General features: G+C 30.8%; 13 protein-coding genes and 1 pseudogene. 5 read left to right on the top strand and 9 right to left on the bottom strand.

Features of this window, described 5'->3' with window-relative positions; all coding sequences use genetic code 11:
• Positions 1-85 precede the first annotated feature (85 nt).
• The 6 genes from HMPREF1983_RS01385 to HMPREF1983_RS01360 form a co-directional block, all read right to left on the bottom strand.
• Positions 86-2,074, bottom strand: a complete 1,989-nt coding sequence (locus HMPREF1983_RS01385; protein ID WP_021752492.1) for an endonuclease/exonuclease/phosphatase family protein — start codon at positions 2,072-2,074, stop codon at positions 86-88.
• Positions 2,075-2,211: 137 nt separating this feature from the next.
• Positions 2,212-3,984: an aspartate--tRNA ligase gene (gene aspS, locus HMPREF1983_RS01380; RefSeq protein ID WP_021752491.1), complete on the bottom strand. Its 1,773-nt coding sequence runs from the start codon at positions 3,982-3,984 to the stop codon at positions 2,212-2,214.
• Entirely contained in the window at positions 3,984-5,264 is a 1,281-nt protein-coding gene (hisS, locus tag HMPREF1983_RS01375; RefSeq protein WP_021752490.1) for a histidine--tRNA ligase, read from the bottom strand. The genes aspS and hisS overlap by 1 nt, the downstream gene beginning before the upstream one ends.
• 503 nt (positions 5,265-5,767) lie before the next feature.
• A complete protein-coding gene (locus HMPREF1983_RS01370; RefSeq protein ID WP_021752489.1) occupies positions 5,768-6,151 on the bottom strand; it encodes a RidA family protein in 384 nt (127 codons plus the stop codon).
• 24 nt (positions 6,152-6,175) lie between these two features.
• Positions 6,176-7,315 carry a trans-sulfuration enzyme family protein gene (locus HMPREF1983_RS01365; RefSeq protein WP_021752488.1) on the bottom strand — a complete coding sequence of 380 codons (1,140 nt, stop codon included), beginning with the start codon at positions 7,313-7,315 and terminating at the stop codon, positions 6,176-6,178.
• 1 nt (position 7,316) lies between these two features.
• Positions 7,317-7,979 (bottom strand): helix-turn-helix transcriptional regulator, encoded by a 663-nt coding sequence (locus tag HMPREF1983_RS01360; RefSeq protein WP_021752487.1) that lies wholly within the window; start codon positions 7,977-7,979, stop codon positions 7,317-7,319.
• Between the two features lie 297 nt (positions 7,980-8,276).
• Here HMPREF1983_RS01360 and HMPREF1983_RS01355 point away from each other — a divergent pair, with 297 nt between their 5' ends.
• The 5 genes and pseudogenes from HMPREF1983_RS01355 to HMPREF1983_RS01340 all read left to right on the top strand — a co-directional run bounded on the left by HMPREF1983_RS01355 (position 8,277) and on the right by HMPREF1983_RS01340 (position 10,885).
• Positions 8,277-8,939, top strand: a complete 663-nt coding sequence (locus tag HMPREF1983_RS01355; RefSeq protein WP_040460772.1) for a TIGR01906 family membrane protein — start codon at positions 8,277-8,279, stop codon at positions 8,937-8,939.
• A gap of 73 nt (positions 8,940-9,012) precedes the next feature.
• Positions 9,013-9,330, top strand: a pseudogene (locus HMPREF1983_RS08045) (YuzB family protein); the annotation flags it as partial.
• Between the two features lie 12 nt (positions 9,331-9,342).
• Positions 9,343-9,558, top strand: a complete 216-nt coding sequence (locus HMPREF1983_RS08040; protein ID WP_425402390.1) for an immunoglobulin-like domain-containing protein — start codon at positions 9,343-9,345, stop codon at positions 9,556-9,558.
• Positions 9,559-9,682: 124 nt separating this feature from the next.
• The gene (locus HMPREF1983_RS01345; protein WP_021752484.1) at positions 9,683-10,171 is read left to right on the top strand and encodes a universal stress protein; all 489 of its coding nucleotides are present in this window, start codon (positions 9,683-9,685) and stop codon (positions 10,169-10,171) included.
• Positions 10,172-10,384: 213 nt separating this feature from the next.
• A complete protein-coding gene (locus tag HMPREF1983_RS01340) occupies positions 10,385-10,885 on the top strand; it encodes a universal stress protein (protein ID WP_021752483.1) in 501 nt (166 codons plus the stop codon).
• Positions 10,886-10,983: 98 nt separating this feature from the next.
• On the opposite strand, the gene HMPREF1983_RS01335 is transcribed toward HMPREF1983_RS01340, so the two are convergent.
• The 3 genes from HMPREF1983_RS01335 to HMPREF1983_RS01325 form a co-directional block, all read right to left on the bottom strand.
• The gene (locus HMPREF1983_RS01335) at positions 10,984-12,213 is read right to left on the bottom strand and encodes a sensor histidine kinase (protein ID WP_021752482.1); all 1,230 of its coding nucleotides are present in this window, start codon (positions 12,211-12,213) and stop codon (positions 10,984-10,986) included.
• Positions 12,197-12,883: a response regulator transcription factor gene (locus HMPREF1983_RS01330; protein WP_021752481.1), complete on the bottom strand. Its 687-nt coding sequence runs from the start codon at positions 12,881-12,883 to the stop codon at positions 12,197-12,199. The genes HMPREF1983_RS01335 and HMPREF1983_RS01330 overlap by 17 nt, the downstream gene beginning before the upstream one ends.
• Before the next feature lie 180 nt (positions 12,884-13,063).
• Positions 13,064-14,149: a GTP-binding protein gene (locus tag HMPREF1983_RS01325; RefSeq protein ID WP_021752480.1), complete on the bottom strand. Its 1,086-nt coding sequence runs from the start codon at positions 14,147-14,149 to the stop codon at positions 13,064-13,066.
• Positions 14,150-14,158 lie beyond the last annotated feature (9 nt).

The following is a 14,158-nucleotide window of genomic DNA, read 5'->3' as shown; positions in this document are numbered from 1 at the left end:
TATTGTCAATACTTTTTTATAAAAAAATATGAACGATTGATAATCGCCCATATTTTACATATTTTATATATTTTTTATAATTAAATTATTTTACTTTTTTTCGCAGTAAATATAATGCACTCACAAGTGTTAATAGTCCTATTAGTGAGGTTTCAGCTACTAATCCCGTTTTAGGCAGTGTTTTACCACCCTTATTATTGTCGCCTTTATTTTCTCCGTCAGGTTTTGTGCCGCCTCCCTGTTCTTCGATTTTTTTACTAAAATCTATTTGAACAATAACAGGGTCATGATCTGATGCTCTTCCATGTTCTTCCATAAACGAAGCATTTATATGAACTGGTGAAAATACCACTTTATTTTCTATATTTTTAGATACAAAAATATTATCTAAACTTTGATTACTTCCACGATAGAAATAAGAATAGCGATCTGCTGCCGGATGTTTTAACATTAAATTCACTAATTCGTCACCAGCTATCAAACGTGCTGTTTCTGAAAAATCAAAGTCATTGAAATCTCCCGTTAAAACAAATTTTAAATCAGGATTTTGATTTAAGCCTTCTTTTATAAAATTATTTAAAATTTTTGCCTCTTCCAATCTTTTTGGTAAAGTATTTTGAACTGCCGGCTGTGTTGAACCGTAAACTGCATCATCACCCAATTTTGATTTCAAATGATTCGCTATAACTACAACTCTTTCTCCCTTAAAATCAAATTCTGCAGCTAATGATTTTCTTACTTTATCAAATGATGGATTCATTGGATCTATTCTTGACGGATTTTTTTCTAAATGTCCGTTTTTGAATACTGCAGCTTCCGTACTGCTACCTTTTTCTTTTTCTACTAAGGTCACTCTTTTCGGATTATATAAATATGCTACTCGAATATTTGCTCCCGGTTTACCTCCATCTTTTCCGTCAACGGGTGCTATTTCTGTATATTTATATTCTTTACCACCTAATTCCGCTATACGTTTAGCTAATTTTTCTCCACTTTTATCTCCATCAACAGTTCCGTCATTTATACCCCCATTATTATCTTGAACTTCTATTAATGTAACAATATCAGGACTATGTATCTCATCAATAAATGATTTTGCTATTTTATTTACTTTTTCTTCAGGTGTTTCATCATGACCATTTGCATTCGCTGAAAAATTCTCAATATTATAAGAAGCTATGGTAAGTTTATCTTCTGCAGGATATATTTTTGAAATTTCTCTAGTTAATCCACCGTCTTGAAGTGCTGGAATATTTTTCGGATCTATCTTGTATGTTTTGTTTTTATATGTCACTACACCTTTAATATCTTCATTAAAGTAGTCTTTAGCTTTAGCTATAAATTTATTCCCCACGATAATTGGTAATGTTTCTGTATTTTGAACATTAGGGCGTAAATTTACACCACCTATATTATTAAGCGTTAATCCGTTATAATCGCTCGGTAAAACGTAAATATCTCCTTTATACTGCGGACCAAGAACACGTGGTTTTTTAACAGTTGTCAGCATCCCTTCTAAACTTTCCCAATAATCTAGCGCTTCAGTTTCCGGTTGATATGAGTTAATATTATTATCCACTATATCTTTCGGCATCTTTTTAGAAATATCTATCGCTTCCGGCAACGATGATGTTCCGTTTTTCTCAACTTTAACATCTACTAACTGTGTAACAGTAAGACTACCTGTTGGAGCTTTGAAAGTTGTACCGGATTTGATACTATATTCTTCCATATACCCTTCTTTAACTGTACCCTCTATTGTCAACTTATCTCCAACTTCTACTTGAACATTACTTACAACATAAATAGCATCTGAAGTTTTACTGTTATTATCGGGAGTTATGTCTTGAACATAAAACCCTGTTTTATCTTTATGTGTAACTACTACATTGCTAACTTTTACTTTTTTTCCTGCTAATACCGATTGATGCCCTTCACCTTGAATCTCTCCAATATTTGCTACTATTTTTGCATCATCTATAGCTTTTACTGCATTTATATTTACGGTAGTACCTATCGTACCTATTGACAGCACCGTAGTTGCCATAATAACTGATATTGTCCTCTTTTTCATTATATAGTCTCCTTTTTTGTTTATTGATAATATTATTTTACTACTTATATCAAAAAAATTCAACAAACGTTTTCATAATATCTTTCTATATTAAGAAAAAACGCCAAAATAATTTCGATTTCAGCGTTTTTATATAATTATTTTCTTAGTAATGAAATATTCAACTCCAATAATTGTTCCAAATCTACCGGCGATGGTGCTTGTGTCATCGGATCAGCTGCATTTGCCGTTTTAGGAAACGCTATTGTATCACGTAAATTATCACGTCCTGCCAATAACATAACAAACCTATCCAACCCTAATGCACACCCACCGTGCGGTGGCACTCCATATTCAAAAGCATCTAATAAGAAACCGAATTGGTCTTGAGCTTGCTCTTCTGTAAATCCTAATGCCTTAAACATTGAAGATTGTATTTCTCTATCGAAAATACGAATACTTCCACCACCTAATTCATACCCGTTAAGAACAATATCATACGCCTGAGCATATGCTTTTTCAGGTGTTGTTTCCAATAACTCAACATCTTCTATTTTCGGCATAGTAAACGGATGGTGTGCTGCACTATAACGACCTTTTTCTTCATCATATTCCAACAACGGCCAATTTACTACCCATAGATAATTATATTTATTTTTATCTATCAAATCTAAATCAGCTGCCAATTTTTGTCGTAAAGCTCCCAATGAAGCGTAACAAACTTTTTTACTATCCGCTGCAAATAAAATAATATCCCCTACTTCCGCATCTACTCTAGCCACTATTTCCTGTGCCACTTCATCTGTAAAGAACTTGGCAATCGCTCCGCTAAAACCATCTTCTGTAACTTTTACCCAAGCTAAACCTTTTGCACCGTAATTGGCTACATATTTTCCTAATGCGTCAATGTCTTTTCTTGAGTATTTTTCTGCACAGTTTTTAGCAACAATACATTTTACAGCTCCGCCTTGTTCCACTGCATTAGAAAATACCTTAAAGTCTAAATTTTTAACTAAATCACTAACATCTTTCAGTTCCATGTCAAAACGAGTATCCGGTTTATCACTACCGAATCTCTCCATTGCTTCTTCATAGTCTAAGCGTGGAAATGGTAAAACTACATCTACTCCTTTTACCTCTTTCATAACATGAGCAATTAACCCTTCAATTATAGAAATAATTTCATCTTGTGACATAAAGCTCATTTCCATATCTATTTGAGTAAAATCCGGTTGTCTATCTGCTCGTAAATCTTCATCTCTGAAACATCTTGCAATTTGATAATATCTGTCAAATCCTGCTACCATTAATAGTTGCTTAAATAATTGTGGTGATTGCGGTAAAGCATAAAATTCTCCGGGATGAACTCTACTTGGTACCAAATAGTCACGTGCTCCTTCCGGTGTTGATTTTGTTAAAATTGGTGTTTCAACATCAATAAATAACTGACTATCTAAATAATCACGTGTTGCTTTAGTTATTTTTGAACGCAGTTGCAAAACTTCTGCTAATTCACTACGTCTTAAATCAAGATAACGGTATTTTAATCTTAATTCTTCGCTTGATAAAGAAGGGTCATCTAAGACGAACGGTAAGGTTTTAGCCGTTGATAAAATTTCCAATTTGTCGGCAATAATCTCTACTTTACCTGATGCTATTTTTTCATTTATTGTATTTTCACTACGAGGAACTACCTCTCCTTCAATAGAAATAACAAACTCATTTCTCAATGTTTCAGCTAGTGAATGTACTTCAGCATTTTTCTCTCCTGAGAAAACACATTGTACTATACCCATTCTATCTCTCACATCAATAAAAATAAGGCTTCCTAAATCACGACGTTTACTTACCCAACCTTTTATCGTTACTCTCTTCCCGATATATTTCTCATCTATATGACCGGCATATTCTGTTCTTCCGTATGCACTCATTACTGTTCTCCTCTCAATTTCATCTCTAAATATGATATTATATTCTCTTGTTTTATATTTTCTTGCTCAAAGTTTTCCATATTTTTAATAATCACTTCTGCCGTTTCAAGCTCACTTTCTCCTACAATAATAGAAAATTTTGCATTATATCTATCGGCTATTTTCATCTGTGTTTTCATTTTCTTATCAAAATAATCATTTTGAACTTTAAAACCTGCTAAACGTAAATCATTTGTTAGTTTTACACCATAAGTTCCGGCTTTTTCTCCCATAGATACTATAAATACATCAATAGTTTCTTCAATAGGTAATTCTATATTTTCGCTCTCTAATGCTAACAATAATCGCTCAATACTAAGTGCAAAACCTATACCTTTTTTATCCTCGGGACCTTCCAATAATTTTATCAATCCATTGTAACGACCACCGCCACAGAGTGTTTTTAATTCTACATTCGGATTATCTATCATTATTTCAAATGCGGTATGAGTATAATAATCTAAGCCTCTAACTAAATTGTGATCAACTTCATATTTTACTCCTAAGTTATCTAAATGCTTAAGAACTTCTGCGAAATATTGTTTTGATTCTTCTCCCAAATATTCTAATAACTTAGGTGCTGTTTTTACTAATTCGTGATCAGCATCTACTTTGCAATCCAATATTCTCATCGGATTCTTATATAACCGATTATTACAGTCCTCATCAAACTCATGAATACGCGGTTCAAAATGTTTAATCAACGCTTCATTATATGCTTGTCTTTCTTCCGGATTACCTAGTGAATTTATACTGACCTTTATATTTTCAATTCCAAACATTTTATATATATTATACGCAAGACTAATTACTTCTGCATCAATTTTAGGACTTTCATCTCCGATAACTTCTACACCATATTGAACAAATTGACGGTAACGCCCTTTTTGTTTTCTTTCATATCTGAACATCGGCCCAACATAATACAATTTTTGCGGTTGAATTGTTTTAGCAAATAATTTATTTTCGATATAAGAACGAACAGTTCCCGCTGTCCCCTCCGGTCTTAAAGTTATTGAACGATTCCCTTTATCTAAAAAAGTATACATTTCTTTTTGAACAATATCCGTTGTATCACCAACACCTCTACTAAATAATTCCGTAGATTCAAACATAGGTGTTCTTATCTCTTCGTAACAAAAGTTATTACTAATTTCTCTTAATTTATTTTCTATATATTGCCACTTTTTGCTCTCTTCCGGCAAAATATCTTGTGTACCTCTCGGCATTGTTATAACCATAATATTCTCCTTTCTCTCTAAATAAAAAAACCCACACAAGCCTCAGCTCATATGGGACGATATTATTTCTCGTGGTGCCACCCTAATTCGTACTAATCAATTACAATTAATACCTTATTATCTCTATTAAATTGTGCAAAAAGCGTTCTTTATTTTACTTATTATTATCTAATCTTTCAGCCATTGGATTAAACTCTCTTCTAAAATTATAAGAATATAAAATAAACTTCTTTTTACCTTATTTGTCACTGTTTACTTAAATATATTATACTAAACTAAAGTTGTTGTCAAGAACTAAAATATATATTCAGTTAATTTCTCCATAAATTTTCATTTTGTTATATTGTAAAATAAAATTAATAGAAATAAACAACTTTCTTTCCATAACTATATTTATTTACTATTCTTAACAAAACTAATAATATAACAATAGCGCATAAAATAATAAATTAAGACCGAAGAACATTAACCCCGATCTTAATTTTATCCTGTCTAATATAATGCTATTTTTCTACAGCAATAACTTCAATTTCTATATTCCCGCCCAACGGCAATGCTGCTACTTGGAACGCTGAACGTGCAGGAAGAACATCGTTAAATTGTTCTGCATAAATTTTATTTACTTCTGCAAAGTCTGCAATATCTTTCAAAAGAACCAATGATTTTACTACGTGATTCATTGAACTTCCTGCTTCTTCTAATACAGCTTCAATATTTTTAAATACTTGTTTTGCTTCTTCTAATACTCCACCTTCTACTATTTTTCCGGTTTCCGGATTAATACCTAATTGTCCTGAACAAAAAATTAAGTTTCCTACTTTATTCGCCTGAACATATGGGCCAACCGCTTTAGGTGCTTTCTGAGTATTTACTTTTTCTATTTTCATCTTAAAATCTCCTTAATTAATTATTTATTTTAATGCCTGTTCTAAATCTTCCACCAAATCTTCTAAATCTTCTACACCACAAGATAATCTTAAAAGAGTATCCGTAACTCCTTGAGCTAATCTGTCCTCTTTACTCATACAAGCGTGCGACATAGTTGCAGGATGTGAAATAATAGATTCAACCCCCCCAAGACTAACCGCAAAAATCGGAATAGTTATTTTCTCTAAAAAACTATCCATATCTTCCTTAGAATAAAAATCGAAAGATAAGACAGCTCCTCCCGAACTAGCTTGTTTAGAATGAATATCAAAATATTGACAACTGGTAAGTTCAGGATAGTAGACTTTTTTAATTTTTTCTTGTCTTTCTAAAAATACAGCTAAACTTAGTGCATTGGTAACTGATTTCTCCATTCTAAGTCCCATAGTCTTCATACCACGAAGAGTTAGCCACGCATCTTCTACCCCCATTATACCACCAAAGTTTTTCTGAAGTAAACAAATTTCTTTGGCAATCTCTTCATTATTTGTAGCTATCGCCCCCGCTACTACATCACTATGACCGTTAATGAATTTTGTCATACTTTCTACAACTATATCACAGCCAAGTTCGAGCGGTTTTTGATATATAGGTGTCATAAAAGTATTATCAGCAATAGTTCTAATATTATTTTTTTTCGCTAACTTAACTATTTCTATTATATCTGAAATCTTTAATAACGGATTTGACGGTGTTTCTATATAAATAATCTTTGTATTATCCTTAATATGTTTTTCAACATTATTTAAATTACTATAATCTATAAACGTAGTTTCTATCCCATATCTCGGTAATATTTCTGAACAAAATTGATAAGTACCGCCATAGACCTCTATCGGAAGTATAATATGCTCTCCTGTTTTCAAAGTCATAAGTGCAGTTGTTATAGCTGCCATTCCGGAAGAAAAAGCAAAGCCATATTTAGCATTTTCCAATTTTTCTATAGCTTTTTGCAAAGCAACTATTGTCGGATTGGCAAATCTGCTATAGCAATATTTTTTCCCGTCAGTATAAAAATCCTTTTGATCAAAAGTAGAAGTTTGATATTTAGGAATAGATGCCGCTCCTGTATAATTATCTATTACCGGATAACCATGAAGTAAATTTGTATTTACCCCTTTCATTTTATTCGTCCTCCTTATTTTTTATTTCTTGAATATATTTATAAATACTCACCTCTGACATATGAAATATAGCAGCAACCTGTGAAATGGATTCTTTTAAGGTGAAAAACCCACGCTCGTTTAAAATGCTCACTATCTTTAATCTATCATCTTTTTTTAATTTTACATTGTCTAAATTATAGTGCCCTGTTACTTTATAAATGGTATCTTCAATTATATTATCAACTGTTCCATATAAATTTTCAATTTCATCACTTTGTTCTTTGTTATAAAAATCTTTATTATTAACCTTAGAAAATTGTTCAAGAAATTCCTCTAACTTGTTAAACATCATCAATTCTTCTGAATAATCTATATTAACACAAATCATTCCAATTAATTCATTACTACTATTTTTTATAAAAAAACTGGATGATTTAAACTTTTTACCATTTTCTGAACGACTTTTATAATTTGTCAGATAATTTTTTTTCTTATATGTTTTTTTATTGAGAACATCAACTAATAAATCCGTCGCGGGTGAACCTATTGTTCTCCCCGATAAACTGTTCTTTATATAAATAACACTCTTATTCAAATCTCCACGCAAATCATGAAGAACTACTTCACATTTTTCGCCGAGAATTTCCGCTATAAAATCGACTATCGGTATGTACTGTTTCATTTTATCTATCCTTTATAAAATTTTATAACTCTATTATAAATTATTATAAAATATAATAAATTTATTTGCAAACGATAACAACTAAAAAATTATAATTTCGTTAAAAATCAATTTTGTTGAGTTCTCCACGTATAATTTATTAGATTCGAGAAAAATTCTTTAAAGTAAATTTTCAAGTTAGTAAACTTTTTGTGTTTAACTACTAATAAGTAATTCCTATTAAAATTTTAACTTTTAGATTAATACTATCATTTTGAATCTTTCAATTTATGATATAATAAAATTATGGAGGACACTATGAACAAAATAAAAATTAATCTACTTATTATTATTCAAACTATTTCTTTATTAATCAGTTCTATTCTAGCTATTATTTTTTATAATTGTTTTAATTTTTCCTTTTATGAAAATTTCTATAAAAAAGAAAATTTAGCTGATAATATTGGTACAACCTATCCTGAGCTTATTAATAATACTCATAATTTATTGGATTATTTAAAAGGAGATGCCGCTTTAAACACCACTTGGTACTCTACTAAAGACATTCTTCATATGGTAGATGTAAAAAAACTTTATGGCATAAGTTATTATATTATGGTTAGCGGTTATATAATTTTTGTTTTTTTGACAATACTTTTATTATTTTTGTTAAAATGGAAATTTTTAAATTACCTGACTGCTATTTTTAACAAAGTATCAATTTCCTTTGTACTTGCAGTTGCTATTCTTGGAATTGTTATTTCTGTTAACTTCAATACATTTTGGTTAAAATTTCACACTATCCTTTTTTCAAATGATTTATGGCTTCTTAGCCCGGATGAGTCTAACTTAATTAAAATGGTTCCTGAAGAATTTTTTACAGCACTCGTTACAAAAATTGTTGTTCATGTTTTAATTTTCTTCGTCTGTTTAATAGTTGCTAATAGTGTTTTTAAAAAATACTTTTCAAAAACAAGGTAAAAAATTTTATTTAAAGTGTATATATGTTATAATTGGTTGGTCAATAATTAAAAATATATGAAAGGATACTACAATGGCTGAAAATAAAAATAAAGACATTATCACAGAAGATAAAGTTACTTTCAGACTATGTGACGATTGTCTTGGAGTAAACTTAAAAACTCTTATTCCAAAATTAAAGAAAAAAGCTCCTAATGCTGAATTTATTATCGGCTGTCAATCATACTGCGGTCCGGGTAGAACACAAACTTTTACCTTAGTAAATAGCAGAATCTGTATCGCAGATACCGAAGTAGAACTTATGCCACTCGTTGATGAAAAATTAAGAGACAGAATGAGTGCCGAAGATGAAGAAAAATATAGAAAACGTCTTGAGCGTCGTCTTGAACGTACATTTTATTTTATTGTACCTGAAAATATCACGGTAAAAGTTGGAACCGAAATCCCCTTAGACGGCACCGATGTTATTGCACGCAAAGCCGGTCAGTCTTATTTAGATAAACTTATAATAGAAAGTAATTTTGACAAAAACTTACCGGGAACTTATGAAGTTATTTACAAAGTAAATATTGATGGAAAAGAACATAAAAGAACCAGATTAATAACCGTAATTGAATAAAGTATATAGTCGGAAGTAATAAATATATTATTTCCGACTATATTTTCTATATAAGAAAACGTTTTATTTTTAAAGTGTAATATGATATGATATAAGTGTATACACTACAAAGGAGGCTTTACATATGGAGAATAATTATTCAAATATTTTAGTTGCTGTTGATGGTTCGTATCTAGCTGAGTGGGCTTTTGAAAATGCGGTATCTATCGCTAAAAAAAATAATGGTTCTCACTTATTTATTGTTTCTGTTGTTGATAAAACAATCTCAAGTACAAATAGTTTAGGAAATAATTATATTACTAAACACTTAGAATTCGCTGAAAAATTAGTTAACAGCTATGCAACCGCAGCAAAAAAACACAGAATTGCTGCTACAGGAATTGCTGTAGTCGGTATTCCTAAAATCGTTATTACTGAAGATATTTTAGAAAAATATAATATTGATTTAATTGTTTGCGGATCTTCCGGACTAACCGGTCTCAAACGTGTCTTAATCGGTTCTGTTTCAGAAGGAATAGTAAGATACGCAAATTGTGATGTTATCGTTATTAAGCATTACTCTATTCCGGAAAATTATACAGCAAAGATTATTTCAGAATTAAGTGATAAATAATTAACTATAAAAAATAAATTTAACTACTATAATGTAATCGTTAACTAAAAAAATAAAAATTATATAACTTTCTATCAATTAATATCTCGATTATCTAATTGTTTTATGGCTTTATCACTAAAAAATTTAAGTAAGTTTTTTGAAAATAATTTTACTTTCTTTCGAAATATGTTATAATGTAAGTAAAGATAATAAGGTTTGGAGGTTCTCGCTATGGAAAACAAATACTCAAAAATATTAGTTGCAGTTGATGGTTCTAAACAAGCTGAATGGGCTTTTAAAAACGCAGTAGCTATTGCCAAAAGAAACGAAGATGCTGAGCTTTATATAGCTTCTGTTATAGATGCAACAATCGCTACTTCCGGATTATCAGACCCTTATATTTTCAATTCATTCTATAAAAGAACAAAAGAATTAGTTGACAGCTATGTGGAATCTGCTAAGAAAGACGGTTTAACAAAAGTATTCGGCATTGTTGAACAAGGTATTCCTAAAATTGTTTTAAGTGAAGACATTGTCGACGAAAAAGGCATTGACCTTGTAGTTTGTGGATCTTCAGGTTTAACAGGATTCAAGCGTATGTTAATGGGTTCTGTATCTGAAGGTATTGTACGTTACGCTAAATCTGATGTAATCATTATCAAACAACGTTCAATACCGGATGATTTTGAAGCTACTATCGCTAAAAAATTCCAAGAAGAACAAAACAACTAAAAAAGTTCAAACAGGAAATTTTAAAATTTCCTGTTTGAACTTTTTTCTAATAAAATAAGAAGGTGTACTTGATAATACAACTTCTTATTTACTATACACTATTTATGCTCATCAAGGGTAAAACGCACTTCAATTTTAAAAATCCCATCTTCAGGTGCATAAGCCTTAATTGTTTCTTTATGTTTTTCTGCGATTACTTGTGCCATCGACAGACCTATTCCATACCCTTTAATATTACTATTTCTTGATTCATCCAAGCGATAAAAACGATCAAATACTTTTCTTAAGTCACCTTTTTTTACGTTTGCCACATTTGATACTTTTAACGTTGCATGACGACGATTTTTCTTCAAGGATACATTTATCTGCGTATCCTTAGGAGCGTATTTTATAGAATTTTCCAGTAATATATCCATTAACTGAACTATTGCCTGTTGTTCTCCGCTATAATGCACATCATTATCTATATCCGTAATAAAATGTTTTTTTTGAAAATTTGCAAGCTCTTCAAAATCTTCTATTCTTGTTTTTAAACATTCTGAAAGATTAAATTTAATTTTCTCTACATTATCTTTTTCTTCCATTCTGCTAAAGACAACCAAACTATTAACTAGGCTGGTCAATCTATCAACTTGATTTTGAATATTTTTTGTCCATTTAGAATCCCCGTTTTCGAGTTCAAGAACATCTGTATTAGAGCGTATTATAGCAAGCGGAGTTTTAAGTTCATGACTGGCATCTGTAATAAACTGCTTTTGTTTTTGATAACCTTGCTGAATTGGCAAAATAACTTTTTTAGACATTAAAACTATTAAAACAAATACGGATAATATAACTATTGTCGATATAATAACAGTATTTCTTACAAATGAATGATATGAATCTAATTCACGCTGAATATTAAGAAATAAAATTAAGTCACCAACACTTGTTTTTACTTTAAGAAACCTATAACTACCTACATAACCATTATTATATGGTCTTTCCACCGCTGCATTAGTCAATTTTTGTACGGATTCGTGATTTTCTAACAGTGAGTCATCTCTATAAGAGCGAATTACCTTCCCTTCCGAATTAACTTTAACTACGGAAAAACCATTATAAGTAGTTGCACTGGAAGCATTTTTGGTAATAACCAAATCATCACCATCTTCACTAAATACTGCTGTTAAAGTTGAAGAATTTGCCGCTTCATACAACGTTGCATCAACACGTTGCCCTATTTTATAATAATTGATAAAATTTAATGTTCCTGCCATAAGAACTATAACTACCGTTACACTCAAAACGGCAGTGGTTATAAATTTTCTTCTAAGACTCTTGAACATCTATTATCTCCAATGTATAACCAACATTTCTTGTTGCTTTAATTTGAATATTTGCATCTAAGGCTTTAAGTTTTTTTCTAAGATATGAAATATTTACCCAAACAACATTTATCTCAGAATCACTGTCATACCCCCATATTCTCTCTAAAAATTGCTCTGTCTGAATAACATTTCCCGGGTTACGCATTAACATCTCCATCATTTGATATTCCTTATTCGATAACCTTACCTTATCTTTTTCAGTAGATAATTCAAAAGTATACTTACTCAGACTTACATTTCCAAGTTCAAGGACATTACTTGTAAATGTAGCTTGTCGTCTTGTCATCGAACGTACACGTGCTAATAGTTCTTTTATAACAAACGGTTTTGTCAAATAATCATCTGCTCCGCTATCAAGACCGTATACTTTGTCCTCAACCTCTGATTTTGCTGTTAATAGTAAAACAGGAGTATTTTTCTTACTTTCTCTTAACTTTTGAACGACGGTTACCCCATCCATTTTAGGCATCATTACATCTAAAATAGCTCCGTCATAATCATCCAGTAATAAATAATCCAACGCATCCTGCCCATTATCAACAGTATCAACTGAATAATTATTATGTTTTAGCATCGCCTCTAGGGCATCTGATAAATCTCTTTCATCTTCAGCAAGTAATAATCTCATTTCTTACACACCTCACTATAATTATAATTGCAACCTAATTATACAAATATTAATTAAAATTTAGTTAAATATAAATCATAAACTATAAACATATTTATAAGATTAAATAACATATCTTTAAAACATTAAAACAGACTATTGCTCTTACAACAACCTGCTTTTAAACTTATCTATACAATCTTATAATTTAACTATTTCTCTGTATCTAAATGTTGGATTTGGTCTGCCCGGAATTAATGCGTTCAGTTTTTCTTGTTTATAACCTACTTTAGCAAACACACGGTCAACCTCTTCTTTAATTATTTCTACCAGTTTATCCGGATGTACTTCTACACGTGCATTAACTGTTAGGAATATCTTATCGCTCTGTCTATCCAATGTTCTTAAACTACCGGTTTCTTTTTTCCCGACAATATTACCGACAATACCTTCATTAGCACCTTGTAATAAAAATTTCACATGACCTACATTTAAGTTAAGCGAGTCAAAACGTTCTCCTAAATTAGCTAAAAAGTTCTTAGCCAATTCATCGAAGTTTTCTTCTTTTTCAATACTGTATGTACCGTTCAACCAACCAAATAATGCTTCTCCGTCTGCATATGTATCATAATCAACTTCTACAATTCTACGTCCAACTTCTTTTTTACTATTGATAATATAATCAAACCACACATCTAAACCTTCACCTGTTTTAACACTGGCTGTTAAAACATTTTCGTTATTAAATTCTTTTTTAGTTTTTTCTACTAAATCGTTTAATTCGTCTTCTGACAATAATTCTATTTTGTTGATTAAAATTACATCAGCTTCTTCAAATTGTTTATAAATAATGTAATCACCTGAATTAGAATGATCTTTTAATACCGCTTTTAAACGTACCGGATCAGCTAATGCTGTTAATTGTTTTAGATTTACACTATTACTATATTTTTCTTTTAGCGGTTGCATAATTGTTGCTGAAAGGTCAGTACAACTACCAACAGATTCTGCTAAAATAATATCGCTGTTGTTCGCTTCTTGTAAATGGGCGATTGCATCTGCAAAACCACCGAAGTTACAACAAAAACAACTTCCGCTTACTTCTTCAACAATGTCATTATTAGTTTCTAAAAACGAAGTATCAACCAGCTCACTTGCTTGGTCGTTAGTAATTAAACCGACTTTTTTCCCTTTTTTATTTAAACGTTTTGCTATTTCCCATAAAAGACTGGTTTTCCCCGCTCCTAAAAAGCCACCTACTAAAATTAAATCTGTTTTATTAGTCATATTAGGACT

Source organism: Gemella bergeri ATCC 700627 (assembly GCF_000469465.1).
In the GTDB taxonomy this organism is placed as follows: Bacteria; Bacillota; Bacilli; order Staphylococcales; family Gemellaceae; genus Gemella; species Gemella bergeri.
This window is presented reverse-complemented; position numbering and strand designations above follow the sequence as displayed.

What these genes read in the sequence shown, in the direction of transcription:
- HMPREF1983_RS01385 (WP_021752492.1), bottom strand. Translation starts at nt 2,074, where the DNA reads ATGAAAAAGAGGACAATATCAGTTATTATGGCAACTACGGTGCTGTCA.
- aspS (WP_021752491.1), bottom strand. Translation starts at nt 3,984, where the DNA reads ATGAGTGCATACGGAAGAACAGAATATGCCGGTCATATAGATGAGAAA.
- hisS (WP_021752490.1), bottom strand. Translation starts at nt 5,264, where the DNA reads ATGGTTATAACAATGCCGAGAGGTACACAAGATATTTTGCCGGAAGAG.
- HMPREF1983_RS01370 (WP_021752489.1), bottom strand. Translation starts at nt 6,151, where the DNA reads ATGAAAATAGAAAAAGTAAATACTCAGAAAGCACCTAAAGCGGTTGGC.
- HMPREF1983_RS01365 (WP_021752488.1), bottom strand. Translation starts at nt 7,315, where the DNA reads ATGAAAGGGGTAAATACAAATTTACTTCATGGTTATCCGGTAATAGAT.
- HMPREF1983_RS01360 (WP_021752487.1), bottom strand. Translation starts at nt 7,979, where the DNA reads ATGAAACAGTACATACCGATAGTCGATTTTATAGCGGAAATTCTCGGC.
- HMPREF1983_RS01355 (WP_040460772.1), top strand. Translation starts at nt 8,277, where the DNA reads ATGAACAAAATAAAAATTAATCTACTTATTATTATTCAAACTATTTCT.
- HMPREF1983_RS01345 (WP_021752484.1), top strand. Translation starts at nt 9,683, where the DNA reads ATGGAGAATAATTATTCAAATATTTTAGTTGCTGTTGATGGTTCGTAT.
- HMPREF1983_RS01340 (WP_021752483.1), top strand. Translation starts at nt 10,385, where the DNA reads ATGGAAAACAAATACTCAAAAATATTAGTTGCAGTTGATGGTTCTAAA.
- HMPREF1983_RS01335 (WP_021752482.1), bottom strand. Translation starts at nt 12,213, where the DNA reads ATGTTCAAGAGTCTTAGAAGAAAATTTATAACCACTGCCGTTTTGAGT.
- HMPREF1983_RS01330 (WP_021752481.1), bottom strand. Translation starts at nt 12,883, where the DNA reads ATGAGATTATTACTTGCTGAAGATGAAAGAGATTTATCAGATGCCCTA.
- HMPREF1983_RS01325 (WP_021752480.1), bottom strand. Translation starts at nt 14,149, where the DNA reads ATGACTAATAAAACAGATTTAATTTTAGTAGGTGGCTTTTTAGGAGCG.